Here is a 25877-nt window from a genome sequence, read left to right as displayed (position 1 = left end):
CCTGCTTCAGGCGCTGTCGCTATACTCGCGCGTTGATTGCAAGGATCGGCCGTTGCGCTTCCTGTACACCCTCGCGATGTTCCTGGTCACGCCGGTGCTGGTGCTGCGCCTGCTGGTGCGGGGCTTGCGCTCGCCGCCGCACCACCACCGGCGCTGGCTGGAGCGCTTCGGCTCGTTCGACGCGCCCGGCTTCAGCGGCAGCCTGTGGATTCACGCGGTATCGGTGGGCGAGGTCAACGCCGCCGAGCCGCTGGTCAAGGCACTGCAGCGCAGCTACGCCCACGCGCCGCTGGTGGTCAGCACGGTCACCCCCACCGGCGCCGCGCGCGTGCAGCAGCTGTTCGGCGACAGCGTGTTCCACGTGTACCTGCCCTACGACCTGCCGTTCGCGGTGCGCCGCTTCATGAAGCGCGTGCGGCCGCGTCTGGCGGTGATCGTGGAAACCGAGATCTGGCCCAACCTCTACTTCGCCTGCCGCCGCCGCGGCATCCCGCTGATGATCGTCAATGCACGATTGTCCGAGCGCTCGATGCGCGGCTACAAGCCGCTGCGTCCGCTGATAGCCTCGGCGCTGCGCTGCGTGAGCGTGATCGCCGCACAGTCGCGCACCGATGCCGCGCGCTATCGCCTCCTGGGCGCCGATCCGCAGTCGGTGCTGGTCAGCGGCAACATGAAGTTCGACGTGCCGATCCCGGACGGCGCGGTGGCGGCCGGCGCCGCGATGCGCGCGCACTGGGGGCCCCGGCGGCCGGTGTGGATGGCGGCCAGCACGCACGACGGCGAGGAACTGGCGGTGCTGGAGGCGCATCTGAAAGTGCTGCAGCGCCTGCCCGATGCGCTGCTGCTGCTGGCGCCGCGCCACCCCGAGCGTTTCCGGCTGGTGGAGCACACCGTGCGCAGCCTCGGTTTCACGGTCGCCACGCGCAGCCTGGAAGGCGTGCCGGCGACCGCGCATCAGGTCTTCGTGATCGACGCCATGGGGCAATTGATCCCGTTCTTCGCGGCTTCGGACCTGGCCTTCATCGGCGGCAGCCTGGTGCCGGTCGGCGGCCACAACGTGCTGGAGCCGGCGGCGCTCTCGGTGCCGGTGCTGGTGGGGCCGCACACCTTCAATTCGGAAGAGATCATCCGCAGCCTGATCGAGGACGGCGGCGCCGAGCGCGTGGCTGCCGCCGAGCAACTCGGCCCGCACGTGCTGCGGCTGCTGCTCGACGCGCCGCGCCGCGGGCAGATGGGCGAGGCGGCGCGACAGGTATTCGAGCGCGAGCGCGGGGCAGTGCAGCGCGTCATGCAGCTGGTCGACGCGCTGCTGCAGGAGTAGGCGGTCAGCGCCTCACTGCAGCAGAGCGTTGATGCCCTGGATGTCCTTGAAGTCGGCCGTGCCGGCGGCCTGCTGCAACAGCAGCTTGTTCAGGATGAACTGGTGGCGCGCCTGCGAATAGGCGCTTTCGGACTGGGTCAGGGTCTGGATCGCCAGCAGCACGTCGGTGAAGGTCTGCGTGCCGACCTCGAAGCCCGCACGGGTGGCTTCCAGCGCCTTCTGGCCGGACTCCACCGAGGCCTTGCCCGACTCCACCTGCGAAATGCCGGCGAGCACCGAGCGGTAGTAGTTGAGCGTGTTCTGGATCACCTGGCGGCGCTGCAGTTCCAGTGCGTCGTTGGCGGCATCGCGCTGGTAGATCGACTGGCGCACGCGCGACTGGGTGTAACCGCCGGAAAAGATCGGCACGTTCAGGGTCAGCCCGATGGTGGTCGAGGCCGGCCGCTCCGAACCGATGCGGGCGGGGTCCTGGTACCAGCTGCTGCTCTTGCCGTAGTTCACGCTGGCGCTGATCGTGGGCAGGTGGCCCGAGCGTGCCGCGGTGATGTTGTGCTCGGCGGTCCGCACGTTGTCCTGCTGCGCCTGCAAGGTCGGGTTGTTCTCCAGCGCCTGCTTCACCCAGGCCTGCGGATCGCTCGGCGCGGGCGCGTCCATCGGCAGGTCGTCGCGCAGCTTCTTGAGTTCGCCCACCGGCTTGCCGGTGATGACGCGCAAGGCTTCGCGGTCGTTGTCGAGCGTGTTCTGCGCCGCGATGGTCTGGGTCTTGGCGTTCTCGTAATAGGCCTTGGCCTGGTACACGTTGGTGATCGCCGACAGACCCACCTTGTACTGCTGGTCGGCCTGGTCGTACTGGCGCTTGAACGCGTCCTCGTTGGCCTTGGCGAAGGTCAGCTGATCCTCGTCGTTGAGCACGGTGAAGTACGCCGCGGTGACGCGCACCAGCAGGTCCTGCGCTGCGGCCTGGTAGGTCGCGTCCTGCGCATCCTTGGCGGAGTGCGCGGCCTTGAGGTTGGCGTACTTGCTGAAGTCGAAAACGGTCTGGGTCAGCGTGGCATTGAGGCTGCGCGTGCGCAGGTGGCCGCCGTCGGAGGCGGTGCCGTTGGACGCCAGCGGGCCGGTACAGGTGTAGTTGCCGCTGCCGGCGGCGATGCCGCTGCACAGGAAGCTGTTGGCGCCGGTACCGAAGTCCAGGCTGTTGCTGCCTTGGCCGCCGTTGGCCTGTTGCAGGGTGAGCGAACCGTCGATCTGCGGCAGCAGCCCGGCACGCGCCTGCGGCACGCCTTCGCCGGTGGCCAGCCGCGTCGCGTCGGCCTGGGCCAGTACCGGGTCATTGGCGCGCGCGTCGCGATAGGCATCGAGCAGATCCTCGCCATGGCTGGGCAGCGAGACGGCGGCCAGCGCCAGGGCCAGGGTGAGCAGCTTCAATTGCATGGAATGCCTCGTGTCGATCGGGGACGTCGGGGAGGGGGTCTACAGAACGAATCGCGGCGCCGGCTCGGCATGCACCAGATACGGCAGGTCGGTCTCGAACAGGCCTTGCGCGCGCAGTTCGCCGGTCGCTTCGAGAACCAGCAGGTTGGCGCGCTGCACCGGCGACTGTCCGCTCACCACGAACGCGCGGCCACCGGGCTTGAGCCACGCGCGCCAGCGCGACGGAACTTCCGCCACGGCGCCGGTGACCACCAGCACGTCGAACAAGCCATCCGGCTGCCACGCGCGCACCGCCTCGCCGGTGACCAGGCTGGCATTGCCGATGCCGGCGTGACGCAGCCGCTCGCTCGCGGCGGCGGTGAAATCGGCATGGATGTCCACGCTGACCAGTTGTGCCGACAGGGTGGCGAGGCACGCGCTGAGATAGCCCGAGCCGGTGCCGATTTCCAGCACGCGGTCGGTGGCCTGCACGTCCAGCGCCTGCAACACGCGGCCCTCGACCACCGGCTTCATCATCACCTCGCCATGGCCCAGCGGCAGGCACAGATCGGCGAAGGCCAACTGCCGGTGTTCGGCGGCGACGAAATCCTCGCGGCGCACGCGGCTGATGACGTCGAGCACGCGGCCGTCGAGTACCTCCCACGGACGCACCTGGTTCTCCACCATGTTCGTGCGTGCCTGTTCGAAATTCATCGCCATCTGTGCATGCCTGCGCTGTCCCGGAAGAACCCGGAAGGATAAGCTCTGCCACCTGCCGCGACAATGGCGGCGCCGCTTGACACCTAGCCTGACGGCTGCGCCACGGTGCACGAAGTGCCGGAAGTCATCGGCGCTGCGTGACGTCCGTCACCCCGCCGTGCGCATCGGATCGACCGCCGCCCATGGCCGGATTGCCGCCGCGTGGCAAATAAATAAACCGAAGCGTATACTAAAGGCTGATCATTTGTATTTGAAGGTGGAGGACATGAGTACCAGCGCGCCCATCAGAGCCCAGGGACCCGGTCGCCCGAAGGACATGGAGAAGCGTGCGGCCATCCTGGCAGCGGCCAAGGCGTTGTTCATCAGCAACGCTTTCAGTGGCACCAGCATGGATGCCATCGCCGCCGACGCCGGCGTGTCCAAACTCACCGTCTACAGCCATTTCGGCGACAAGGACAACCTGTTCCGCGAAGTCATCCGCTCGCGCATCCAGGACCTGCTGCCGGAGGAAACCTACCGCTTCGATCCGCAGGCGGACATCCGCGAGACCCTGCTGCGGGTGGCGCTGACCCATGCCCACCTGGACTGCAACGCCGAAACCGTGGGCACCTTCCGCGCCATCCTCAGCGACTGTCGCCAGGGCAACCCGCGCTACGGCAAGCTGATCTGGGAGGAAGGCGCCACGCGCACCCATGGCCTGATGGAACGCCTGCTGCAGCAGGCGGTTGACGCCGGCAAGCTCGACATCGACGACGTGCGCCGGGCCAGCATGCAGTTCCTCACCCTGATCAAGGGCAACCTGATGATGCGGCAGATGTTCGGCTGCACGAATTGCCCGGAAAGCTACCTGCAGGAAATCGAGACGACCGCGCGCGCGGGCGTGGACACCTTCCTGCGCGCCTTCCTGCCGCGCTGACCACGCCAAGTTCTTCACCCGGCTTTCTCGGGCCGGTGCCCATGCTCTGCCGATATCCGTGCGCCGGAAAGCTCATCGCAGCCGGCGCCACCCGTCCGCAGGAGCAAGCCATGGCCAAGACCAAGCCGTTCGTCAGCGACATCGAGAACATCCGCAAACGCGCCCGCCAGGACATCGACAAGGGCGCGATGACCGCCGGCTACAAGGCCGACCGCGCCACCGTGGTGACCCTGCTCAATCACGCCCTGGCCACCGAGATCGTCTGCGTGCTGCGCTACAAGTACCACTACTACATGGCCTCGGGCATCCACTCGCAGGCGATCAAGGAAGAGTTCCTGCAGCACGCCAACGAGGAACAGGGACACGCCGACCTGCTCGCCGAGCGCATCACCCAGCTCGACGGCAAACCGAACCTGTCGCCCGAGGGCCTGCTCACGCGCAGCCACTCCGACTACGTCGAAGGCGAGGACATCGTCGACATGATCAAGGAGGACCTGGTCGCCGAGCGCATCGCCATCGACAGCTACCGCGAGATGATCGACTACGTGGGCACCGCCGACCCCACCACCCGCCGTGTGCTGGAAAGCATCTTGGCGATGGAGGAAGAGCACGCCGAGGACATGAACACCTTGCTGGAGCAGCTCGGCAAGAAGGGCGAGCCTGCCAAGCCGGCACCCTCGACCAGGGCCAGCGGCGGGAAAGCGGTGGTCCGCAAGCGCCGCTGATGGCACCGTCGATCGGGCGGCCTACCAGCCGGCCAGCACCAGCTTGCCGATGCTGCTGCCCGATTCCAGCCGGCGATGTGCCTCGCGCAGATTCGCCGCGTTGATCGGGTTCAGCGTCTCGCGCCGGATGCCCCTCAACTCGCCGGCATCCACCCGCTCTGCCACGCGGGCGAGAATGCGCCCCTGCTCGGCCATGTCCGCCGTGTGGAAGCGCGCGCGGGCGAACATGAACTCCCAGTGGATGCCGATGCATTTGGCCTTGTACGGATCGCCGATGCGCAGCGCGCCATGCGGTTCCACGATCAGGCCGACGTGGCCTTGCGGCGCCAGCAGCGCGCCGAGTTCGTCCCAGTAGGCATCCGTGTCGGCGAGATTGAGTGCGGCGTTGACGGTCGCGAAACCCAGCGCGGCGAGTTGTGGCGCCAGCGGCTGTCGATGGTTCACCACGTGCTGCGCGCCCATCGCGCGGCACCAGTCGGTACTGTCGGCACGCGAGGCGGTGGCGATCACGGTGAACCCCGCGCGCCGCGCCAGCTGGATCGCGATCGAGCCGACGCCGCCGGCGCCGCCAATGACCAGCAACGACTGGCCCTCGCCGCCGTGCTCGCTGTCGAACGGCATGCGCTGGAACAGCAACTCCCACGCGGTGATCGCCACCAGCGGCAGCGCCGCGGCGTCGGCGAAATCCAGGCTGTGCGGCATCGCCGCGGCCAACTGCGCGTCCACCAACTGGAACTGCGCATTGCTGCCCGGGCGGGTGACATCGCCCGCGTAATACACGCGATCGCCCGGCTTGAAACCTGCCACCGCGCTGCCAACGGCTTCCACCGTGCCGGCGGCGTCGTAGCCCAGCACTTTCGGTTGTGCTTCCACGTGTGGCTTCGGTGCGCGCAGCTTGGTATCGACCGGATTCACCGACACGGCCTCGACGCGCACCAGCAGATCATGTTCGCCCGGCACGGGCGTGGACAGTTCCACGTCGAACAGCGATTGCGGATCGTCGATCGGCAGGTAGCGGGTGAGGGCGACGGCTTTCATGTGGATGTCTCCGGGGCGGCGGGTAAACATCGGTGAGCGAACACGCTGCGCGATGCGCCGTCGGGCGATGGCAAGCATACGGCGATGGCACGGCCTCGCGGCAAAGCCTGTGCGGCGGAACCTCGCCGCCGCGAGCGAGATGCGCCCGACAGCGCCGGGGTGGTCGCGTTGTAAGCTGCGGACTCCGCTCGCCACCTCCGCAGGAGCCGTCCGATGCTGACCCCTGACACTTCCCCCGCGCCGCGCCGCGGCCTGCGCCGGGCGACCCTGGCCGTGGTCGCCGTGCTGGTGCTGCTGATCGCGGCGTCGATGTGGTGGTGGGATACCGAGCCGGCGCTGTTCGATCCGGTGGCGGCCACCCAGGCCCGGATGCAGGAATTGAAGCGGCCGGTGAGTACCGGCGCCACCACCACGGTCACCCTGATCGCCTCGGTGCGCACTCTGCTCGACAAGCGCGGCGGCTACCTCAGCAACGACAAGCTGCCGCCGGGCGTGCTGCTGGACAACCTGCCGAACTGGGAATTCGGCTCGCTGACCGCCTCGCGCGACCTGGTGCGCGCGCTGCGCAACGACTTCAGCCGCTCGCAGACGCAGTCGACCGAGGACAAGGACCTGGCCGGGGCCGACCCGCTGCTCAACAGCCCGAACGACAGCTGGCTGCTGCCCAGCTCGGAGAGTCAGTACCGCAAGGCGATCAAGTATCTGGACGGCTATCTGGTCCGGCTGGGCGATACCGACGACAGCAATGCGCACTTCTACGCGCGCGCCGACAACCTGGCCGATTACCTGCAGCTGGTGTCGTCGCGGCTGGGCTCGTTGTCGCAGCGGCTGTCCGCCAGCGTGGGCCAGATCCGCATCGGCGACGTGGACGCCTCCGATCCGGTCAGCGCATCCACCGTGGCCGCGCCCGGCGGCGGCCGGCTGGTCAAGACCCCGTGGACGCAGATCGACGACAACTTCTACGAAGCACGCGGCTACACCTGGACGCTGCTGGAACAGCTCAAGGCGATCCAGCGCGATTTCGGCCCGATCCTGCGCTCCAAGCACGCTGACGTGAGCCTGGAACAGGTGATTCGCGAGCTGGAGGAGGCGCAGCGCCCGCTGCACAGTCCGATGGTGTTGAACGGTTCGCCGTTCGGTTTCTTCGCCAACCATTCGCTGGTGATGGCGAACTACGTGTCGCGCGCCAATGCGGCGCTGATCGACCTGCGCGAGTTGCTCAAGCGCGGCTGATGCGGCCCCAACGCAAGAGCCCCGCACGGGCGGGGCTCTTGCATTGCATCGCCTTCGGGCTCAGGCCTTGGAGCCGTGCTCGGCCTTGTAGCGGGCGATGCCGGCCAGGATTTCGGCCTTGGCCTCTTCGGCGCCGACCCAGCCCTCGACCTTGACCCACTTGCCCTGCTCCAGATCCTTGTAATGTTCGAAGAAGTGGCCGATGCGCTGCAGCCAGTGCGGCGAGACGCCCTTCATGTCGTTGATGTGGGCGTAGCCCGGGAACACCTTGGGCGAGGGAATCACCACCAGCTTCTCGTCGGCGCCGGCCTCGTCGGTCATCTGCAGCATGCCGACCGGGTGGCAGCGGATCACCGAGCCCACGGCCAGTGACAACGGCAGGATCACCACCGCGTCCAGCGGGTCGCCGTCGCCGCCCAGGGTGCCCGGCACGTAGCCGTAGTTGCACGGGTAGCGCATCGGCGTGGACAGGATGCGGTCGACGAAGATCGCGCCCGATTCCTTGTCCACCTCGTACTTGACCGGCTCGGCGTCCTTGGGGATCTCGATGATGACGTTGATTTCGTTTGGCACGTCGCGACCGGCGGGGACAAGATGCAGACCCATGGGAATCCTCAAGCGGGGGAAAAACAGTCCGCTAGGATACGCCAAACGCTGCTGCATCGCAGCACCGCTTGTCAGCCGCGACCGCCCTGGCGGTAGGGCCGCTCGCGCAGCCACTTGGTGGCGATCCATTTTTCACCGCAGATCACCGGCAGGCCGGCGTGCAGCGAGCGGGGGTCGCCGCCTTCGTAGGCGAAATAGACGGCCGAACCGCGGCGCGCGGTGACGGTCAGGCCCAGCTCGGGGAAGGCGGTGCCGCCGCCCAGTTCGGGCGTGTTGAGGTACATCACCACGCTGGCGATGCGCTGGCCACCGGAACGGGTGATGGCGTCGTAGCCGGGCAAGGCAGGGTCGAACCAGTCGAAATGCGGCTCGTACTCCTGGCCCGGGCGGTAATGCAGGATCTGCAGCCCTTCGCCGTGGTTGACCGGCAGGCCGAGCAGGCCGGCCAGGCGCCGCTCGATGCGCGCGATCAGCGGCCGTTCGCCGATGGAAAAGAACATGCCTTCGCTGGTGCGGCGCTGGTCCACCTGCTGTTTGCCGTCGTCGTCGACGGTCAGCGCGCGCGCCAGCCGCGGCCGCGCCAGCTCGATCAGTTCGGCGCATTCGGCGTCGTCCAGGATGTTTTCCAGCACGCGCAGCGGCGGTTCGTCGACGCTCAGCGACACGCCGATGGCGTGGCCGTCGACGCAGACCGCCGGCGCCTCCGGGTGTCTGGTGCGCAGGCCGCGCGGTGCGGGCGAAGTGGTACCGGCGTTGAGCGCGGCCAGCGGCAGTTTCAGCACTTCGGCGACGATGCTGCGGCTCTGGCGCGGGTCGTAGCCGTTGTCCTTCATCAGCTTGAGCACGTCCGGCACGCCGTGGCCGGCCCGTGTGGTGGCGAGGATCCACTCGCGCAATTCATGGCTGATGGCGGTGCGTGACGGCATGGCGGAAAGGCTTGCGATCGGCGTGTCAGCATACTTCAGCGACCACTTTCGCCGCACGCCCGCGCGAGCGTGCGGCGGTCACCGCTACTTCAGCTGATCCCACAGGAAGTCGTAGGCCATCGCGTGCATGTGGGCGGACTGCTGGTTGTCCGCGCCGGCGCCGTGGCCGCCTTCGAGGTTCTCGTAGAACCACACGTCGGGGTGGCCTTGCGCCTGCATCTTCGCGGCCATCTTGCGCGCCTGCACCGGACCCACGCGGTCGTCGCTGGTGGCGGTGTAGAACAGCACCGGCGGATAGTGGCCGTCTTTTTTCACGTTCTGGTACGGCGAGAAGGTCTTGATGAAGTTCCAGTCGGCGGTGTCCGGGTTGCCGTATTCGGCCATCCACGACGCGCCGGCGGAGAGGTGCGAATAGCGCTTCATGTCCAGCAGCGGCACTTCGCAGGCGATCGCGCCGAACAACTGCGGATACATGGTGAGCATGTTGCCCATCAGCAGGCCACCGTTGCTGCCGCCTTCGGCGCCCAGGTGCCCGGGCGAGGTGACGCCGCGCTTGATCAGGTCCTGCGCGACGGCGGCGAAATCCTCGTACGCGCGCGGGCGGTTCGCCTTCAGCGCCGCCTTGTGCCAGCGCGGGCCGTACTCGCCGCCGCCGCGGATGTTGGCTACCACGTAGACGCCGCCGCGATCGAGCCAGGCGCGGCCGATGCTGCCGCTGTAGTGCGGCAGCAGCGACACTTCGAAGCCGCCGTAGCCGTACAGCAGGGTGCGGTTGGCGCCATCCAGCTTGATGCCCTTGGGCGCGATCTCGAAATACGGTACGCGGGTGCCGTCCTTCGAGGTCACGAAGTGCTGGCTGACGGTGAACTTCGACGCGTCGAAGAACGCCGGCTCCTGCTTGATCGTCTCCGCCGGCGTGCTGCCCAGCACGCCGCGTTCGAGCGATGCGGGGGTGAGGAAGCCGGCCACGTCGAGCCAGTACTCGTCGCTGTGGTCGGGGTCGGTGTCGACCACGCTGACCGTGCTGAGCGCCGGTGCACCCGGCAGCACCTCGGGATGCCAGCCGTCGTCGGCGCCCGCCATCCGCGGCGGAGTGAGCACTTCCAGCCGACTCTTGACGTCATCCAGCACGTCGAGGATCAGGTGGTTGCGGGTCCAGGCGTAGCTGGACAGCGCGGTGTGCTCGTCGGGCTTGAACAGCACGGTGAACTCGCGCTTGCCGGCGATGAAGTCGTCGAAGCGGATGGCCAGCAGCGCTCCTGAGGGATAGGTGGCGCCGCCGACTGTCCATGGTGAGCGCGTCTGCACCAGCAGCCATTCGCGGTGGGCGTTGGCATCGGCGTCGGTGGGCACGTCGAGGCGTGTCAGTTTGCCGCCGTGGCGCAGGAACAGCTCGCTGTGGAAGAAATCCTTGGCCACCGACACGAAGTCGCGCTCGTAACCCGGCGTGCGGTCGTGGAACGCACTGACCGCGAGGTCGTCGTGCTTGCCCTCGTGCACGGTCGCGGCGGCCGACAGCGGCGTGCCGCGCTTCCACTCCTTGACGATGCGCGGATAGCTGGAGGCGGTCATCGAACCGGGGCCGAAGTCGGTGCCCACGTAAATGGTGTCCTCGTCGATCCAGCCGACATCGCTCTTGGCCACCGGCAGCTCGAAGCCGCCCTTCACGAAGGCCTTCTTCGGGATGCTGAACTCGCGCACCGCCACTGCGTCGCCGCCGTCGGGCGACAGCGACACCAGGCAGCGCTCGAACGCCGGCTTGAGGCATTGCACGCCCTTGAACACCCAGCGCTTGCCCTCGGCCTTGTTCAGCGCGTCGATGTCCAGCAACACCTCCCATTTCGGCTCGGCCTTGCGGTATTCGGCCAGGGTGGTGCGGCGCCAGACGCCGCGCGGGTGGGTCTTGTCGCGCCAGAAGTTGTACAGCTCGCCGCCCATGCGGTTGACGTAGGGAATGCGTGCGTCCGAGTCGAGTACCTGCAGGATCGCGTCGCGCGTCTTGTCGAAGCTGGCGTCGCTGGCGAAGCGCGCCTGCGTGCGCGCGTTCTCCTGTTTCACCCATTCCATCGAGCGGGTGCCGTGGATGTCTTCGAGCCACAGCCAGGGATCGTTGGTGGCGGCCTGGTCGGCAGGGGTTTTCGCGGTTGGGGTATCGCTGGCGTCGGCAGGATTCATGCCCGCCAGTGTGACGCCGAGTGCCAGGGTGAGCCAGACCAGTCGCATGAGGTTTCTCCTTTGGGGGCGAGCGCGGAATTGCCGGCGATCGAGCGGATCCCATGCGGCCGCTGGCCGCAGGGCGCCGCTGGCGGCGAACGAAAATCCCGCCGCAGCGGGATTTTCGTCGAGCCGGATGGGATGGCTTCGGTTACAGCAGCGGGATCATCAGCAGCGCCACGATGTTGATGATCTTGATCAGCGGGTTCACCGCCGGGCCGGCGGTGTCCTTGTAAGGGTCGCCCACGGTGTCGCCGGTGACCGCGGCCTTGTGCGCCTCGGAGCCCTTGCCGCCGTGGTGGCCGTCCTCGATGTACTTCTTGGCGTTGTCCCAGGCGCCGCCGCCGGTGGTCATCGAGATCGCCACGAACAGGCCGGTGACGATGGTGCCGATCAGCACGCCGCCCAGCGCCTTCGGGCCCAGCAGCAGGCCGACCACGATCGGCACGGCGACCGGCAGCAGCGACGGCACGATCATCTCGCGGATCGCCGACTTGGTCAGCATGTCCACCGCACGCGAGTATTCCGGCTTGCCGGTGCCCTGCATGATGCCGGGGATGTCGCGGAACTGGCGGCGCACTTCCTCCACCACGGCGCCGGCGGCGCGGCCGACCGCCTCCATCGCCATCGCGCCGAACAGGTACGGGATCAGGCCGCCGATCAGCAGGCCGATGATCACCATGTGGTCGGACAGGTCGAAGGTCAGCGGGGAATACGCCGTGCCCGCGGCCAATGCCTTGGCCTGGGCGGCGACGTCGAGGTTGTGCGTGTAGTCGGCGAACAGCACCAGCGCGGCCAGCGCGGCCGAGCCGATCGCGTAGCCCTTGGTCACCGCCTTGGTGGTGTTGCCGACCGCGTCCAGCGGATCGGTGACGCCGCGTACTTCCGGCGGCAGGTCGGCCATCTCGGCGATGCCGCCGGCGTTGTCGGTGATCGGGCCATAGGCGTCCAGCGCCACGATCATGCCGGCCATCGACAGCATGGCGGTGGCGGCGATCGCGATGCCGTACAGGCCGCCCTGGCTGTAGGCACCCCAGATCGCCGCGCAGATCACGATCACCGGCATCGCGGTCGCTTTCATCGACACGCCGAGGCCGGCGATGATGTTGGTGCCGTGGCCGGTGGTCGAGGCCGCCGCGATGTGTTGCACCGGCTTGTACTGCGTGCCGGTGTAGTACTCGGTGATCCACACGATCAGGCCGGTCAGCACCAGCCCGATCAGCGCGCAGTGGAACAACGCGTGGCTGGAAATGACGCTGCCGTCGCCGGCGGCCAGGCCCTGCGGCAGCAGGCTGCCGGTGACGAACCAGAATGCGACGGCCGAAAGCACCGCCGACACGATCACGCCCTTGTACAGCGCGCCCATGATCGAGCCGCCGGCCTTCACCTTCACGAAGAAGGTGGCGATGATCGAGGCAATGATCGACACGCCGCCAAGCAGCAGCGGGTACAGCACGGCAGCGAGGTTGTCGGCGAAGGTGAGACCGGCCAGCAGCATGGTGGCGATCACCGTCACCGCGTAGGTCTCGAACAGGTCGGCCGCCATGCCGGCGCAGTCGCCCACGTTGTCGCCCACGTTGTCGGCGATCACCGCCGGGTTGCGCGGGTCGTCCTCGGGGATGCCGGCCTCGACCTTGCCGACCAGGTCGGCGCCGACGTCCGCGCCCTTGGTGAAGATGCCGCCACCCAGGCGCGCGAAGATCGAGATCAGCGAGCTGCCGAAGGCCAGTCCGACCAGCGCGTGCAGCGCGGTCTCGCCGGTGACGCCGAAGTGGCCGAGCACCAGCCAGTAGCCGGCCACGCCGAGCAGGGCCAGGCCAACCACCAGCATGCCGGTGATCGCGCCGCCGCGGAACGCCACGTCCATCGCCGCACCGAGGCCGCTGCGCGCCGCCTCGGCGGTGCGCACGTTGGCGCGCACCGAGACGTTCATGCCGATGTAGCCGGCCGCCCCGGACAGGATCGCGCCGAGCAGGAAGCCGATCGCGGTCGGCCAGTTCAGGAAGAAACCGATCAGCAGCAGCAACACCACGCCCACCAGGCCGATGGTGGTGTACTGGCGGTTGAGGTAGGCGCGTGCGCCTTCCTGGATGGCCGCGGCGATCTCCTGCATCCGTTCGTTGCCCGGCGATTTCGCCAGGATCCAGCGCGCGGACAGCGCGCCATACAGAACCGCCACCACCGCACACGCAACGACGATCCACCAGCCATACTGCTGCAGCATCGGAGCCTCCCCATGGGTTGTAAGTGGCCGTCCGGAACGGGCGGTCCGGGGGAGTATAGGCAGAGGCAGTGGTGCAGGCCGTTGTGCGGCGCAGCGCCGTCCATCAACGAAAAGGGCCATGCACGGATGCATGGCCCCGGATCGGTCAGCTTGGTGCGGACTCAGCGCAGGGCGTAGTCCAGGATGATGCCGGTGGCGATCGCGACCAGCAGGTAGTCGTTGTCCGCGCGCACCCAGTGGTAGCCGCGCGGCGGCGGGCGCAGGCGGTAGTAGCGATAATCGCGCACCACGTAGCTCGGGCCGTAATAGCGGTGGCCGCGCTCCCAGCGATGATGGTGCACCGGGTAGTAGCGCGGGCCGGCGTAGCGGTAGTCGCGGTGGTCGTAGCCGTAGCGGCGGTCGTCGTGGCGGCGCCAGTCGCCGTGGCGGCGGTCGTCGTGCCAGCGGCGGTCGTCGTGGTGGCGATCGTGACCACGGTCGTGACCCCGGTCGTGGCCGTATCGGCCGTGGTCGCCCGGACCGGGGCCGGGGGCGGCCAGCGCGATGCTGCCGGTGCCGAGCAGGGCGAGGGCAATGAGCAGGCGGTGGATGAGTTTCATCTCAAGTCTCCTCCCGTGGAGGGTCGTGGCCGCAGCAGCACGGCGATCGACCCGGGCAGGATGGAGCGTAAGAAGCTGCGGCTGAACGCAAGCCTATGCGGGCGCCCCTGTTTTCAGGTGGCGCTCAGCACGGTGACGCCGGTCACGGAAGCCGTGGAGTTCAGCGCCCGAATGCCGCCAGCTTCTTTGTCACCGCCGTGTTCTTCAGCCGCACGTAGCGCGGCAGGCCGTCCTTGCCGTAGGGCAACGGCGCCTCGCCGCGGATCAGCGGGGCGAGGTAGCGGCGGGCGGCGGCGGTGATGCCGAAGCCGTCGCGGCTGATGAAGTTCTTCGGCATCTTCTTCTCGCGGTTGGCGATCTTCGCCAGCGGCGCGGGCGCGATCTTCCAGCGGTACGGCGCGTCGGACGTGCGCACGATCACCGGCATCACCGCGTTCATCCCGGCCAGCGCGTAGTCGACCGCGGCCTTGCCCACGGCGTACGCCTGCTCGGCGTCGACCTGCGAGGCGGCATGCCGTGCCGAGCGCTGCAGGTAGTCCGGCAGCGCCCAGTGGTACTTGTAGCCGAGCTTTTCCTTCACCAGCGCGGCCAGCACCGGCGCCACGCCGCCGAGCTGGCTGTGGCCGAACGCGTCGCGCGTCCCGGCCTCGGCGAGGAACTGGCCGGCCGCGTTGCGCACGCCTTCGGAGGCGACCACGGTGCACCAGCCCACCCGTTCGACGGTGGCTTGCACCTTGGCCAGGAACGCCGCCTCGTCGAACGCGTTCTCGGGGAACAGGATGAGGTGAGGTGCCGCGTCCGCATCGTCGCCGGCGAGGCCCGCCGCGGCGGCGATCCAGCCGGCGTGGCGGCCCATCACTTCGAGGATGAACACCTTGGTCGAGGTCTCGGCCATCGAGGCCACGTCGAGGCTGGCCTCCAGCGTGGAGATCGCGGTGTACTTCGCCACCGAGCCGAAGCCCGGGCAGCAGTCGGTGACGGCGAGGTCGTTGTCCACCGTCTTGGGCACGCCGATGCAGCGGATGTCGTAGCCGAGCGTCTTGCCGATCTGCGAGAGTTTCAGCGCGGTGTCGGCCGAATCGTTGCCGCCGTTGTAGAGGAACCAGCGGATGTCGTGGGCGCGGAACACCTCGATCAGCCGCTCGTATTCGCCGCGGTTGTCCTCCAGCGATTTCAGCTTGTAGCGGCACGAACCGAACGCGCCGCCGGGGGTGTGGCGCAGCGCCGCGATCGCGGCGGCCGATTCCTTCGAAGTGTCGATCAGCTCCTCGCGCAGCGCGCCAAGGATGCCGTTGCGCGCGGCGTACACCTTCACGCCCTTGCCGCGGGCGGCCTCGATCACGCCGGCGGCGGTGGCGTTGATCACCGCGGTGACGCCGCCGGACTGGGCGTACAGCAGGTTGCCGGTGACGGCGGGGGAACGGCGGCTCGGGCTCATGGGATCCTCGATAGGGCAGTGGAAGCGTGGCAACGGTGCCGGCAAATCTTTTTATGCAACAAATACTTGGCCGGATGCGACGAAGGTCGCTGTTTGACGGCACCCGGTGCAGCGGCTAATTTGACGGCAATTTCGTGCATCGGGCGGGCTGCTGCAGCGTGCGGCGACCCGCCGAACTCGTGGAGCATTATGCGACTCGTCCTACTTGGTGCGCCCGGTTCGGGCAAAGGTACGCAGGCGGCCCGGCTGAAAACGGCGCTGGGCGTTCCGCATATCTCGACCGGCGACATGCTGCGCGCCGCCGTCGCCGCCGGCACCGCGATGGGGCTCAAGGCCAAGGCGGTGATGGACGCCGGCCAGCTGGTCTCCGACGACATCCTGCTCGGCATGCTGGAAGAGCGCCTGGCCCAGGCCGACGCGAAGGCCGGCTTCATCCTCGACGGCTACCCGCGCAACCTGGCCCAGGCCGACGCGCTCGACCACCTGCTGGCCAAGCTCGGCCAGCCGCTGGACGCGGTGGTGAAGCTGGAGGTGCCGAACCAGGCGATCATCGGCCGCTGCGAAATCCGCTTCAAGGCGGAGGGCCGCGCCGACGACAACCCGGACACCGTGCGCAAGCGCCTGGCCATCTATGCCGAGCAGACCGCGCCGGTGGCGGATTTCTACGCCGGCCGCGGCAAGCTGCAGGTGGTGGACGGCGTCGGCGAGCTGGCCGAGGTCACCGCGCGGATCGAGCGCGCGCTGCAGAACGAAGCCGCCGCCGCGAACGGCTGAGCGCTTTCCGCTCCGGCGGAGCGGATTTCACGGAGTCGCTCGGCATGCGTCTGCACATCCTCGGCATCTGCGGCACCTTCATGGGCGGCGTCGCCGCGCTCGCGCGCGAACTGGGCCACACGGTCGAAGGTTCCGACGCGAACGTCTATCCGCCGATGAGCACCCAGCTGGAGGCGCTCGGCATCGGCCTGATGAGCGGCTACGCCGCCGAACACCTGCAGCCCGGGCCCGATCACGCCAGGCCCGACCTGGTGGTGGTCGGCAACGCGATGACGCGCGGCAATCCGGCCGTCGAGTACATGCTCGATGCGCGTCTGCGCTACGTCTCCGGCCCGCAGTGGCTGGGCGAGACGGTGCTGGCCGGGCGCGACGTGCTGGCCGTGGCCGGCACCCACGGCAAGACCACCACCACCAGCCTGCTGGCGCATCTGCTGGAAAGCGCGGGGATGACGCCGGGGTTCCTGGTCGGCGGCGTGCCGGGGAATTTCGGGGTGTCGGCGCGGTTGGGGAGCATATCGGGACACGCAAGTCCCGGACCCTCATCCGGCGCTGTGCGCCACCTTCTCACCCGCGAGGGGACTCCCCAAGGGTCGCCGGGGGGAGAAGGGAGTGTCGTGCCGCCGGTGGCGGCGCCATTTGTCATCGAAGCGGACGAGTACGACACCGCGTTCTTCGACAAGCGCTCGAAGTTCGTGCACTACCGTCCGCGCATCGCGATCCTCAACAACCTCGAGTACGACCACGCGGACATCTTCCCCGACGTGGCGGCGATCCAGCGCCAGTTCCACCATCTGGTGCGCACCGTGCCGGGCAACGGCCGGCTGATCGTCAATGCGCACGACGAGCGCCTCGCCGAGGTGCTGGCGATGGGCTGCTGGACGCCGGTGGAAACCTTCGGCATCGGCCGCGGCGACTGGCAGGCCACGCTGATCGAGGCGGACGGCTCGGCCTTCGCGGTGCACCGCGGCGGCGAGCGGCTCGGCGAGGTGCGCTGGCCGCTGCTGGGCCAGCACAGCGTGATGAACGCGCTGGCCGCGCTCGCCGCGGCGACGGCCGCCGGCGCCGATCCGCGTGCATTGCTGCCGGCGTTCAGCAGCTTCGAGAGCGTCAAGCGACGGATGGAACTGGTCGGCGAAGTAAACGGCGTGCGCGTCTACGACGACTTCGCCCACCACCCCACCGCGATCGCCACCACCCTGGCCGGGCTGCGCGCGAAGGTTGGCGACACGCGCATCCTGGTCGCGCTGGAGCCGCGCTCGAACTCGATGCGGCAGGGCGCACACGCGGCGGCGCTGGCGCCGTCGCTCGCCGACGCCGATGGCGTGTTGATCCTCCAGCGTGCCGAGTTGCCGTGGGACGCCGGTGCGGTGACGGCAGCCCTCGGCGGCCGCGGCGCCGCGGTGCCGACCGTCGACGCGCTGATCGCCGAGTTGGGTCGGCAGGTGCGGCCGGGCGACCAGGTGGTGTTCATGTCCAACGGCGGTTTCGAGGCTGCGCCGCGGCGCTTCGTCGAGCGTTTGCGCGGCGCCTGATGCTGCGCGCAGACCGTCGTGCTGGGCACTGGGTACACTCGGCCGATGGCCGTCAAATCCGAGCTGCTCGACATCCCGCTGTTCCCGCTCTCCTCCGTGCTGTTTCCCGGTGGGCGGCTGCACCTGCGCATCTTCGAGCCGCGTTATCTGGATCTGGTGCGCGAATGCTGCCGTGACGGCAGCCCGTTCGGCGTGTGCCTGATCCTGGCCGGGCGCGAGACTGGCGAGCCGGCCGTGCCGGCGGCGATCGGCACGTTGGCGCGCATCAGCGATTTCCAGCGCGACGAGAACGGCCTGCTCGGCATCGTGGCCGAAGGGGGTGCGCGCTTTCGCGTTTCGCGCAGCCGCGCGCGCGCCGATGGCCAGTTGCGCGGCAACGCCGAGCGCTGGCCCGGCGAGCCGGTGCAGGAGGTGCCGGTGGAGTTCGCCCTGCTGCAGAGCATCCTCGAACGACTGATAGAGACGATGGCGCCGCATTGGCGGCATGCCGCGCGCAGCGACTACGAAGATGCCAGCTGGCTGGGTTTTCGCCTGGCCGAACTGCTGCCGCTGGACACCGGCGAACAACAGCGCATGCTGGAGTTGACCGATCCGTTGCAGCGCCTGGCCGAGCTGCGCGACATCCTGCCGCGCTTCCAGAAGGCGTGAGCGGCCCGGCTACACTGGACGTTCATCCCATGGAGTCGATTCGCATGAGTTCGCTCGCTGGCAAGACCTTGTTCATCACCGGCGCCTCGCGCGGCATCGGCCTGGCGATTGCGCGCCGGGCCGCACGCGACGGCGCCAACATCGTGATCGCGGCCAAGAGCGCGGTGCCCAATCCCAAGCTGCCCGGCACCATCCACACCGCCGCGGCCGACATCGAAGCGGCGGGCGGTCGTGCGCTGGCGCTGCAGGTGGACATCCGCGAGGAGGCCGAGGTGGTCGCCGCGGCGGCGCGGGCGGCGGAGCATTTCGGCGGCATCGACATCGTGGTCAACAACGCCAGCGCGATCTGGCTGGCCGGCACCGAAGGCACGCCGATGAAGCGCTTCGACCTGATGCACCAGGTCAACACCCGCGGCACCTTCCTGGTCACCCAGGCCTGCCTGCCGTACCTGAAGAAAGCGATCAACCCGCATGTGCTGATGCTGTCGCCGCCGCCCAGCCTCGATCCGAAATGGTTCGCCCCGCATGTCGCCTACACCATCGCCAAGATGGGCATGAGCCTGTGCGTGCTGGGCATGAGCGCCGAGTTCGCCCCGCTCGGCATCGCGGTCAACGCGCTGTGGCCGCGCACGGTAATCGCCACCGCCGCGATTGCGATGATCGACGGCGTCACCGCCGGGCAGTGCCGCCGTCCGGAGATCGTGGCCGATGCCGCCCACGCCATCCTGACCCGGCCGGCCCGCGACTACACCGGCCATTTCGCGATCGACGACGAAGTGCTGGTCGAAACCGGCGTGACCGATTTCGACCAGTACGCCGTCGAGCCCGGCGCCGAGCTGCTGCCGGACCTGTTCCTGGAGCGCTCATGAGCTCGCCCGAACAGGAACTGCTGGACCTCGGCAAGCGTTACTGGCTGCCGGTCTACAAGCCGCGCGAGCTGGTGCTCGATCACGGTCGCGGGTCGCGCGTGTGGGACACGCAGGGCCGCGACTACATCGACTTCGGCGCCGGCATCGCGGTGAACTCGCTGGGACACCAGGACCCGGATCTGCTCGCTGCGCTGGCCACTCAGGCGCACAAGCTGTGGCACGCCAGCAACGTGTTCTACACCGAGCCGCCGCTGCGCCTGGCCGAGGAACTGGTCGTGGCTTCGGGTTTCGCCGAGCGCGTATTCCTGTGCAACTCCGGTGCGGAGGCGAACGAGGCGGCGATCAAGCTGGTGCGCCGCTGGGCGGCCGCGCAGGGGCGCCCGGTGGAGCGACGCATCATCGTCACCTTCAAGGGTTCCTTCCACGGTCGCACGCTGGCCACGGTGACCGCGACGGCGCAGCCGAAATACCAGGCCGGATACGAGCCGCTGCCTGCCGGCTTTCGCTACCTCGACTACAACGACGCGGCAGCGCTGGAACTGGCATTCGAGGCCGGCGACATTGCCGCCGTGATGCTGGAGCCCATCCAGGGCGAAGGCGGTGTGGTGCCGGCGGCGCCGGGTTTCCTCGAACGCGTGCGCGAGTTGTGCGACGAGCACGACGCCTTGCTCGTGCTGGACGAAATCCAGTGCGGCATGGGCCGCACCGGCGAGCTGTTCGCGCACGGCCAGGTCAAGCCGGACATCGTCACCCTGGCCAAGGCACTGGGCTGCGGTTTCCCCATCGGCGCCATGCTGGCGGGACCGAAAGTGGCCGACACGATGCAGTACGGGTCGCACGGCACCACCTTCGGCGGCAATCCGATGGCCGCCGCGGTGGCGCGCGTGGCGCTGGCCAAGCTGGCCTCGCCGGCGATCCTTGCCAACGTCGAGCGCCAGGCCAACGATTTGCGCGCGGGCCTGGCCCGGATCAACCAGCAACTGGCACTGTTCGACGAAGTGCGCGGGCGTGGCCTGATGATCGGTGCCGTGCTGGCGGATGCTTACAAGGGCAGGGCCGGCGACATCCTCGACCACGCCGCGGCTCGCGGCTTGCTGCTGTTGCAGGCCGGCGCGGACGTGCTGCGCTTCGTGCCGCCGTTGTCCATCACCGACGAGGAACTGGCCGAAGGCCTTTCCCGCCTGCACCACGCGTTGAACGATTTCGTCGCAGGCGGGAAACCCGCGACAGACAGGAGTGGACCATGAAATATCTGCACACCATGGTGCGCGTGCGCGACATCGATGCCTCGCTGCGCTTCTACTGCGAAGGTCTGGGTCTGCGTGAAGTGCGCCGCATGGAAAACGCCCAGGGCCAGTTCACCCTGGTATTCCTGGCTGCGCCGGACAGCCCCGAGGCGGAAGTCGAGCTGACGTACAACTGGGGTTCCACCGAGGATTACGGCAGCGCGCGCAACTTCGGCCACCTCGCCTTCCGGGTGGAGGACATCTACGCCACCTGCCAGCGGTTGCTGGACATGGGTTACACCATCCATCGCCCGCCGCGCGACGGCCACATGGCGTTCGTGCGTTCGCCCGACCTGGTTTTCGTCGAACTGCTGCAGGAAGGCCACTTGCCGCCGCGCGAACCGTGGGCGTCCATGCCCAACACCGGCAGCTGGTGAATCAGCCGCGCGCGTCGCGCAGGGCGCCGCGTGCAGCCTCCAGCGTATCGGCGATGTCCTGGTCGCTGTGTGCGCTGGACATGAACCCCGCCTCGAAAGCGGAAGGCGCCAGATACACGCCGCGCTTCAGCATGCCGTGGAAAAAGCGATTGAACAGCGCAACGTCGGCGGCCGTGGCCTGCGCATAGCTGTTCACTCGCCCGGCGCTGAAGAACAGGCCGAACATGCCGCCCACGCGGTTCGTGCTGAATGCCACGTCCTCGCCGTCGGCGACCGATTGCAGGCCGTCGCAGAGCAGACGCGTGCGCGCGGCCAGACGATCATGGAAGCCGGGCGCCTGGATCAGCTCCAGCATCGCCAGGCCCGCGGCCATCGCCACCGGATTGCCGCTGAGCGTGCCGGCCTGGTAGATCGGGCCCGACGGAGCAATCTGTTCCATCAGGTCCCTGCGGCCGCCGTAGGCGCCGACCGGCATGCCGCCGCCGATGATCTTGCCGAACGTGGTCAGGTCCGGCGTGACGCCGTAATGCGCCTGCGCGCCGCCCAGCGCCACCCGGAAACCGGTCATCACCTCGTCGAAGATCAGCACGGCACCATGTCGTGTGCACAGTTCGCGCAGGCCTGGCAGATAGCCGTCCACCGGCGGGATGCAGTTCATGTTGCCGGCAACCGGCTCGATGATCAGCCCGGCGATCTCGTCGCCCAGTTCGGCGAACAGCGCCTGCGCGGCAGCGAGGTCGTTGTACGGCAGGGTGAGCGTGAGATCCGCATTTGCCTTCGGCACGCCCGGCGAGGTCGGCACGCCGAAGGTCAGCGCACCGGAGCCGGCCTTGACCAGGAAGCTGTCGCCGTGGCCGTGGTAGCAGCCCTCGAACTTCACGATCTTGCTGCGGCCGGTGGCGCCGCGGGCGAGCCGGATCGCCGACATGGTCGCCTCGGTGCCGGAATTGACCATGCGCACCATCTCGATCGACGGGATCAACCGCGTGATCGTTTCGGCCATCACCACTTCGGCCGCACACGGCGTGCCGAAGGAAAGGCCGTCACGCACCGCGCGTTCCACCGCCTCGCGCACGGCGGGATGGTTGTGGCCGACGATCATCGGGCCCCACGAGCCGACATAGTCGATGTAGCGCGTCCCTTCGACATCCCACAGATACGCGCCATCGGCGCGGGCGGTAAAGAACGGTTCGCCGCCGACCGACTTGAATGCGCGCACCGGCGAATTCACGCCGCCGGGCAACAACGGAAGGGCGCGCTGGAACAGTTCGTGGTTGGTCGTCATCGGATTCTCAAGGATTGGGCGAGGGAAACAGCCGGGCGAAACGCTGAGCCGCGTCGCGCACGTCGGGCGCAGCGAACAGGGAGGAAATCGAAGCCACGTAATCGGCGCCGGCCTCGATCAGCAAGGCAGCATTGTCCGGCGTGATGCCGCCGATCGCCACCCGTGCCACGCCCAGCGCGGCGCTTTGCCTCAGCAGATCCACCGGGGCGATCGTTGCCTGCGGCTTGGTCGGCGACGGATACATCGCACCGAACGATACGTAACTGGCGCCGGCCTGTGCCGCGCTGCGCGCGTCGGCGAGCGAGTCGCGACAGGCGACGCCGATGATGGCGGTTGGGCCAAGGCGTTCGCGGGCCGCGTGGATTGTGTCGGCCGAGTGCGTCAGATGCACGCCATCGGCGCCGACGGCCTGCGCCAGCGCCGCGTCCTCGTGGATGATCAGCGGCACCGCATGCCGCCGGCACAATTGCGCGATCGCCGTGGCCTCGGCGTGGCGGCGCACATCGCCGGGCTCCTCGTCCAGATATTGCAGCAGCCGTGCGCCGCCGGCCAGCGCCTGTGCCACCACGTCGAGCAGGTCGGGGCGCGGTCCGTTGGTGATCGCGTACAGGCCACGTTGTGCGAGCGTAGCGGGGTGTTTCATGGGCGGATTTCCGAGTGGCGTGAAGATGGCCGGATCATTGTCGTGCTTTCGCATTGTCGGTCGAGTTGCGAGAATGTCCTATTCCCAGTCATCCGAAGAAGCCCGACCATGAGCCAGAGTTCCCCCGGTGCCGCTGCCACGCGCAAATGGATGTGCGTCGTATGCGGCTACATCTACGATGAATCGCAGGGCGTCCCCGACGAGGGCATCCCGGCAGGCACGCGCTGGGAAGACGTACCCGAGACCTGGACCTGCCCGGATTGCGGCACGACCAAGGACGACTTCGAGATGATCGAGATCGACTAAGCGCAGCGTTGCGCCCGCAAACGGCCAGACCCTGCCGGCGAACTGGCCGCGCCGACTGCTCTGATGAACTCGCGCACGGATGGTGCGCGCCGGATCAGGAGCATCCCATGCTGCGGTTCATTCCCTTCGAAGATGACTGGGACGCGTTCGAACGCATGCGCCCGGAAGATTTCATCCCCTATCGAGTCGGCTTGCTGCCTGAACCGGCGCTCGCGACTCCGCCCACGTGCGCCGTGGCGCTGTCGCAGGAGACCTGTCCGGCGCGGCCGCTGTTTTCGCGTGGCGCTGCGGGATCCTGATTGCAGGCCAACCCTCTGCACGATGGTGCGGTGAGGCCGTTCGACGGCCCTCGCTGCGCCATTGCCTGGAAGAAACTGCACGCAGACCCTTCCCACGAACGCCGCGGGGCGCTATCATGCTCGCCCCTTCGACGACAGGCCCTGTCGGCGAAGATTCCGCAACAAAACACCGTCGAAATTTTTCCATCGAGGGTGTTGACGGTCTCGGAAAGCGATGTAGAATGGGCGGCTCACCCGGGACGAAAGGTCACGGGGCGATCACCGAAAGGCGGTCGGGCAGCGAAGATCTTTGACAGTGTGCGCAGGTGAATTGTGTGGACGTCTTGCGTTGATGGGTTGTGACCTGTCCAAGCAATGCAAGCGTCCCACCAAGTAAAAAGTCAGTAATGAGTTTTGATTGGTTGGGAACATACGCTTCGGAAAGATAGATGGCTTCGGTCATCGAAAACTTAAGTGAAGAGTTTGATCCTGGCTCAGATTGAACGCTGGCGGCATGCCTAACACATGCAAGTCGAACGGCAGCACAGAGGAGCTTGCTCCTTGGGTGGCGAGTGGCGGACGGGTGAGTAATGCATCGGGATCTACCCTGACGTGGGGGATAACCTCGGGAAACCGGGACTAATACCGCATACGTCCTACGGGAGAAAGCGGGGGACCTTTTAGGCCTCGCGCGGCAGGACGAACCGATGTGCGATTAGCTAGTTGGCGGGGTAATGGCCCACCAAGGCGACGATCGCTAGCTGGTCTGAGAGGATGATCAGCCACACTGGGACTGAGACACGGCCCAGACTCCTACGGGAGGCAGCAGTGGGGAATATTGGACAATGGGCGCAAGCCTGATCCAGCAATGCCGCGTGTGTGAAGAAGGCCTTCGGGTTGTAAAGCACTTTTATCAGGAGCGAAATCTGCATGCTTAATACGTGTGCAGTCTGACGGTACCTGAGGAATAAGCACCGGCTAACTTCGTGCCAGCAGCCGCGGTAATACGAAGGGTGCAAGCGTTAATCGGAATTACTGGGCGTAAAGGGTGCGTAGGCGGTTCGTTAAGTCTGTCGTGAAATCCCCGGGCTCAACCTGGGAATGGCGATGGATACTGGCGAGCTAGAGTGTGTCAGAGGATGGTGGAATTCCCGGTGTAGCGGTGAAATGCGTAGAGATCGGGAGGAACATCAGTGGCGAAGGCGGCCATCTGGGACAACACTGACGCTGAAGCACGAAAGCGTGGGGAGCAAACAGGATTAGATACCCTGGTAGTCCACGCCCTAAACGATGCGAACTGGATGTTGGTCTCAACTCGGAGATCAGTGTCGAAGCTAACGCGTTAAGTTCGCCGCCTGGGGAGTACGGTCGCAAGACTGAAACTCAAAGGAATTGACGGGGGCCCGCACAAGCGGTGGAGTATGTGGTTTAATTCGATGCAACGCGAAGAACCTTACCTGGCCTTGACATGTCCGGAATCCTGCAGAGATGCGGGAGTGCCTTCGGGAATCGGAACACAGGTGCTGCATGGCTGTCGTCAGCTCGTGTCGTGAGATGTTGGGTTAAGTCCCGCAACGAGCGCAACCCTTGTCCTTAGTTGCCAGCGAGTAATGTCGGGAACTCTAAGGAGACTGCCGGTGACAAACCGGAGGAAGGTGGGGATGACGTCAAGTCCTCATGGCCCTTACGGCCAGGGCTACACACGTACTACAATGGTCGGTACAGAGGGTTGCAATACCGCGAGGTGGAGCCAATCCCAGAAAGCCGATCCCAGTCCGGATTGGAGTCTGCAACTCGACTCCATGAAGTCGGAATCGCTAGTAATCGCGGATCAGCTATGCCGCGGTGAATACGTTCCCGGGCCTTGTACACACCGCCCGTCACACCATGGGAGTGGGTTGCTCCAGAAGGCGTTAGTCTAACCGCAAGGGGGACGACGCCCACGGAGTGGTTCATGACTGGGGTGAAGTCGTAACAAGGTAGCCGTATCGGAAGGTGCGGCTGGATCACCTCCTTTCGAGAACGACACGTCGCACCGATCGGTGCAAGACGTCCACACAAGACACCTGTACTTCACGCGAAGGGTTTGCTTACGCAACGTCCCTGTTGCGAAGAGCGAACATCAAGACCGGCCCTCCATGGCCGGACTCTTCACAACAGCCGCTTCGAACGAGGCTTACGGCCCCGTCAAGCGGGACCAGGTAGCTTGGCTCGCGGGTTCTGGGGTTCACCTTTCATGGGTCTGTAGCTCAGGTGGTTAGAGCGCACCCCTGATAAGGGTGAGGCCGGTGGTTCGAGTCCACCCAGACCCACCATGGGGCCATAGCTCAGCTGGGAGAGCACCTGCTTTGCAAGCAGGGGGTCGTCGGTTCGATCCCGACTGGCTCCACCACTCCAGTGGGCGCGTGAAGTATCAGCACACGAAAGATTTTGAAATCGACCGGCATTGAGGCCGGCACGATGTTCTTTGAAAACACGTAAACGAGTGACAAGCGTCTTGGTTCGAACC

General features: G+C 67.2%; 24 protein-coding genes, 2 tRNA genes and 1 rRNA gene. 15 read left to right on the top strand and 12 right to left on the bottom strand.

Features of this window, described 5'->3' with window-relative positions:
• The first annotated feature begins 52 nt into the window (after positions 1 to 52).
• Complete coding sequence (gene waaA / locus ACFCQI_RS04990; protein WP_395120277.1) at positions 53 to 1321, top strand: lipid IV(A) 3-deoxy-D-manno-octulosonic acid transferase; 1269 nt, start codon at positions 53 to 55, stop codon at positions 1319 to 1321.
• Between the two features lie 12 nt (positions 1322 to 1333).
• Here the strand turns inward: waaA and ACFCQI_RS04985 are convergent, their stop codons facing one another.
• Both ACFCQI_RS04985 and ACFCQI_RS04980 read right to left on the bottom strand, forming a co-directional pair.
• Entirely contained in the window at positions 1334 to 2752 is a 1419-nt protein-coding gene (locus tag ACFCQI_RS04985; protein WP_395120276.1) for a TolC family outer membrane protein, read from the bottom strand.
• A 39-nt stretch (positions 2753 to 2791) separates the two neighbouring features.
• Positions 2792 to 3451 carry a protein-L-isoaspartate O-methyltransferase gene (locus ACFCQI_RS04980; RefSeq protein WP_395120275.1) on the bottom strand — a complete coding sequence of 220 codons (660 nt, stop codon included), beginning with the start codon at positions 3449 to 3451 and terminating at the stop codon, positions 2792 to 2794.
• A gap of 265 nt (positions 3452 to 3716) precedes the next feature.
• On the opposite strand from ACFCQI_RS04980, the gene ACFCQI_RS04975 reads away from it, so the two are divergent.
• Positions 3717 to 4367: a TetR/AcrR family transcriptional regulator gene (locus tag ACFCQI_RS04975; protein ID WP_395120274.1), complete on the top strand. Its 651-nt coding sequence runs from the start codon at positions 3717 to 3719 to the stop codon at positions 4365 to 4367.
• A gap of 110 nt (positions 4368 to 4477) precedes the next feature.
• On the top strand, positions 4478 to 5092 hold the full coding sequence (locus ACFCQI_RS04970; protein ID WP_395120273.1) for a bacterioferritin: 615 nt from the start codon (positions 4478 to 4480) through the stop codon (positions 5090 to 5092).
• 21 nt (positions 5093 to 5113) lie between these two features.
• Here the strand turns inward: ACFCQI_RS04970 and ACFCQI_RS04965 are convergent, their stop codons facing one another.
• Positions 5114 to 6130, bottom strand: a complete 1017-nt coding sequence (locus ACFCQI_RS04965) for a zinc-binding alcohol dehydrogenase family protein (protein ID WP_395120272.1) — start codon at positions 6128 to 6130, stop codon at positions 5114 to 5116.
• Positions 6131 to 6343: 213 nt separating this feature from the next.
• Between ACFCQI_RS04965 and ACFCQI_RS04960 the strand changes: the two genes are divergently transcribed.
• Positions 6344 to 7363 carry a DUF2333 family protein gene (locus ACFCQI_RS04960; protein WP_395120271.1) on the top strand — a complete coding sequence of 340 codons (1020 nt, stop codon included), beginning with the start codon at positions 6344 to 6346 and terminating at the stop codon, positions 7361 to 7363.
• A 60-nt stretch (positions 7364 to 7423) separates the two neighbouring features.
• On the opposite strand, the gene ppa is transcribed toward ACFCQI_RS04960, so the two are convergent.
• From ppa to ACFCQI_RS04930, 6 genes are all read right to left on the bottom strand, one after another.
• Entirely contained in the window at positions 7424 to 7969 is a 546-nt protein-coding gene (gene ppa / locus ACFCQI_RS04955) for an inorganic diphosphatase (protein WP_395120270.1), read from the bottom strand.
• A 71-nt stretch (positions 7970 to 8040) separates the two neighbouring features.
• Positions 8041 to 8895 (bottom strand): 2OG-Fe(II) oxygenase, encoded by an 855-nt coding sequence (locus tag ACFCQI_RS04950; protein ID WP_395120269.1) that lies wholly within the window; start codon positions 8893 to 8895, stop codon positions 8041 to 8043.
• An 84-nt stretch (positions 8896 to 8979) separates the two neighbouring features.
• On the bottom strand, positions 8980 to 11070 hold the full coding sequence (locus ACFCQI_RS04945; protein ID WP_395121257.1) for a prolyl oligopeptidase family protein: 2091 nt from the start codon (positions 11068 to 11070) through the stop codon (positions 8980 to 8982).
• A 190-nt stretch (positions 11071 to 11260) separates the two neighbouring features.
• The gene (locus ACFCQI_RS04940; protein WP_395120268.1) at positions 11261 to 13333 is read right to left on the bottom strand and encodes a sodium-translocating pyrophosphatase; all 2073 of its coding nucleotides are present in this window, start codon (positions 13331 to 13333) and stop codon (positions 11261 to 11263) included.
• 161 nt (positions 13334 to 13494) lie between these two features.
• Positions 13495 to 13932: an RcnB family protein gene (locus ACFCQI_RS04935; protein ID WP_395120267.1), complete on the bottom strand. Its 438-nt coding sequence runs from the start codon at positions 13930 to 13932 to the stop codon at positions 13495 to 13497.
• Between the two features lie 160 nt (positions 13933 to 14092).
• A complete protein-coding gene (locus ACFCQI_RS04930) occupies positions 14093 to 15370 on the bottom strand; it encodes a 6-phosphofructokinase (protein ID WP_395120266.1) in 1278 nt (425 codons plus the stop codon).
• Positions 15371 to 15559: 189 nt separating this feature from the next.
• Between ACFCQI_RS04930 and ACFCQI_RS04925 the strand changes: the two genes are divergently transcribed.
• Genes ACFCQI_RS04925 through ACFCQI_RS04900 form a run of 6 tightly spaced genes read left to right on the top strand, consistent with a single transcriptional unit; the run spans position 15560 to position 20856 of the window.
• On the top strand, positions 15560 to 16144 hold the full coding sequence (locus ACFCQI_RS04925) for an adenylate kinase (protein WP_027484899.1): 585 nt from the start codon (positions 15560 to 15562) through the stop codon (positions 16142 to 16144).
• 44 nt (positions 16145 to 16188) lie between these two features.
• Complete coding sequence (gene mpl, locus ACFCQI_RS04920; protein WP_395120265.1) at positions 16189 to 17676, top strand: UDP-N-acetylmuramate:L-alanyl-gamma-D-glutamyl-meso-diaminopimelate ligase; 1488 nt, start codon at positions 16189 to 16191, stop codon at positions 17674 to 17676.
• 45 nt (positions 17677 to 17721) lie between these two features.
• Positions 17722 to 18324: an LON peptidase substrate-binding domain-containing protein gene (locus tag ACFCQI_RS04915; protein ID WP_395120264.1), complete on the top strand. Its 603-nt coding sequence runs from the start codon at positions 17722 to 17724 to the stop codon at positions 18322 to 18324.
• Positions 18325 to 18368: 44 nt separating this feature from the next.
• Complete coding sequence (locus ACFCQI_RS04910) at positions 18369 to 19193, top strand: SDR family oxidoreductase (protein ID WP_395120263.1); 825 nt, start codon at positions 18369 to 18371, stop codon at positions 19191 to 19193.
• Positions 19190 to 20440, top strand: a complete 1251-nt coding sequence (locus tag ACFCQI_RS04905) for an acetylornithine/succinylornithine family transaminase (RefSeq protein WP_395120262.1) — start codon at positions 19190 to 19192, stop codon at positions 20438 to 20440. The genes ACFCQI_RS04910 and ACFCQI_RS04905 overlap by 4 nt, the downstream gene beginning before the upstream one ends.
• Positions 20437 to 20856 carry a VOC family protein gene (locus ACFCQI_RS04900; protein WP_395120261.1) on the top strand — a complete coding sequence of 140 codons (420 nt, stop codon included), beginning with the start codon at positions 20437 to 20439 and terminating at the stop codon, positions 20854 to 20856. The genes ACFCQI_RS04905 and ACFCQI_RS04900 overlap by 4 nt, the downstream gene beginning before the upstream one ends.
• A gap of 1 nt (position 20857) precedes the next feature.
• Here the strand turns inward: ACFCQI_RS04900 and hemL are convergent, their stop codons facing one another.
• Both hemL and thiE read right to left on the bottom strand, forming a co-directional pair.
• Positions 20858 to 22141: a glutamate-1-semialdehyde 2,1-aminomutase gene (gene hemL / locus ACFCQI_RS04895; RefSeq protein ID WP_395120260.1), complete on the bottom strand. Its 1284-nt coding sequence runs from the start codon at positions 22139 to 22141 to the stop codon at positions 20858 to 20860.
• A gap of 7 nt (positions 22142 to 22148) precedes the next feature.
• Complete coding sequence (thiE, locus tag ACFCQI_RS04890) at positions 22149 to 22784, bottom strand: thiamine phosphate synthase (RefSeq protein WP_395120259.1); 636 nt, start codon at positions 22782 to 22784, stop codon at positions 22149 to 22151.
• Between the two features lie 108 nt (positions 22785 to 22892).
• Between thiE and ACFCQI_RS04885 the strand changes: the two genes are divergently transcribed.
• Complete coding sequence (locus ACFCQI_RS04885; RefSeq protein WP_395120258.1) at positions 22893 to 23090, top strand: rubredoxin; 198 nt, start codon at positions 22893 to 22895, stop codon at positions 23088 to 23090.
• 107 nt (positions 23091 to 23197) lie between these two features.
• Positions 23198 to 23389 carry a hypothetical protein gene (locus ACFCQI_RS04880; protein ID WP_395120257.1) on the top strand — a complete coding sequence of 64 codons (192 nt, stop codon included), beginning with the start codon at positions 23198 to 23200 and terminating at the stop codon, positions 23387 to 23389.
• 247 nt (positions 23390 to 23636) lie between these two features.
• Here the strand turns inward: ACFCQI_RS04880 and ACFCQI_RS04875 are convergent, their stop codons facing one another.
• A complete protein-coding gene (locus ACFCQI_RS04875) occupies positions 23637 to 23831 on the bottom strand; it encodes a hypothetical protein (protein ID WP_395120256.1) in 195 nt (64 codons plus the stop codon).
• An 8-nt stretch (positions 23832 to 23839) separates the two neighbouring features.
• On the opposite strand from ACFCQI_RS04875, the gene ACFCQI_RS04870 reads away from it, so the two are divergent.
• The 3 genes from ACFCQI_RS04870 to ACFCQI_RS04860 all read left to right on the top strand — a co-directional run bounded on the left by ACFCQI_RS04870 (position 23840) and on the right by ACFCQI_RS04860 (position 25760).
• Positions 23840 to 25385: ribosomal RNA gene (locus ACFCQI_RS04870) — 16S ribosomal RNA — on the top strand.
• A 221-nt stretch (positions 25386 to 25606) separates the two neighbouring features.
• A tRNA-Ile gene (locus ACFCQI_RS04865) sits at positions 25607 to 25683 on the top strand.
• Position 25684: 1 nt separating this feature from the next.
• A tRNA-Ala gene (locus ACFCQI_RS04860) sits at positions 25685 to 25760 on the top strand.
• The last annotated feature ends 117 nt before the right edge of the window (positions 25761 to 25877 follow it).

Origin of the sequence: Rhodanobacter sp. FW102-FHT14D06, assembly GCF_043950705.1 — a bacterium.
Taxonomy (GTDB): domain Bacteria; phylum Pseudomonadota; class Gammaproteobacteria; order Xanthomonadales; family Rhodanobacteraceae; genus Rhodanobacter.
Note: the sequence above shows the minus strand (reverse complement) of the source record. Positions and strands in the feature narration are given on the sequence as shown.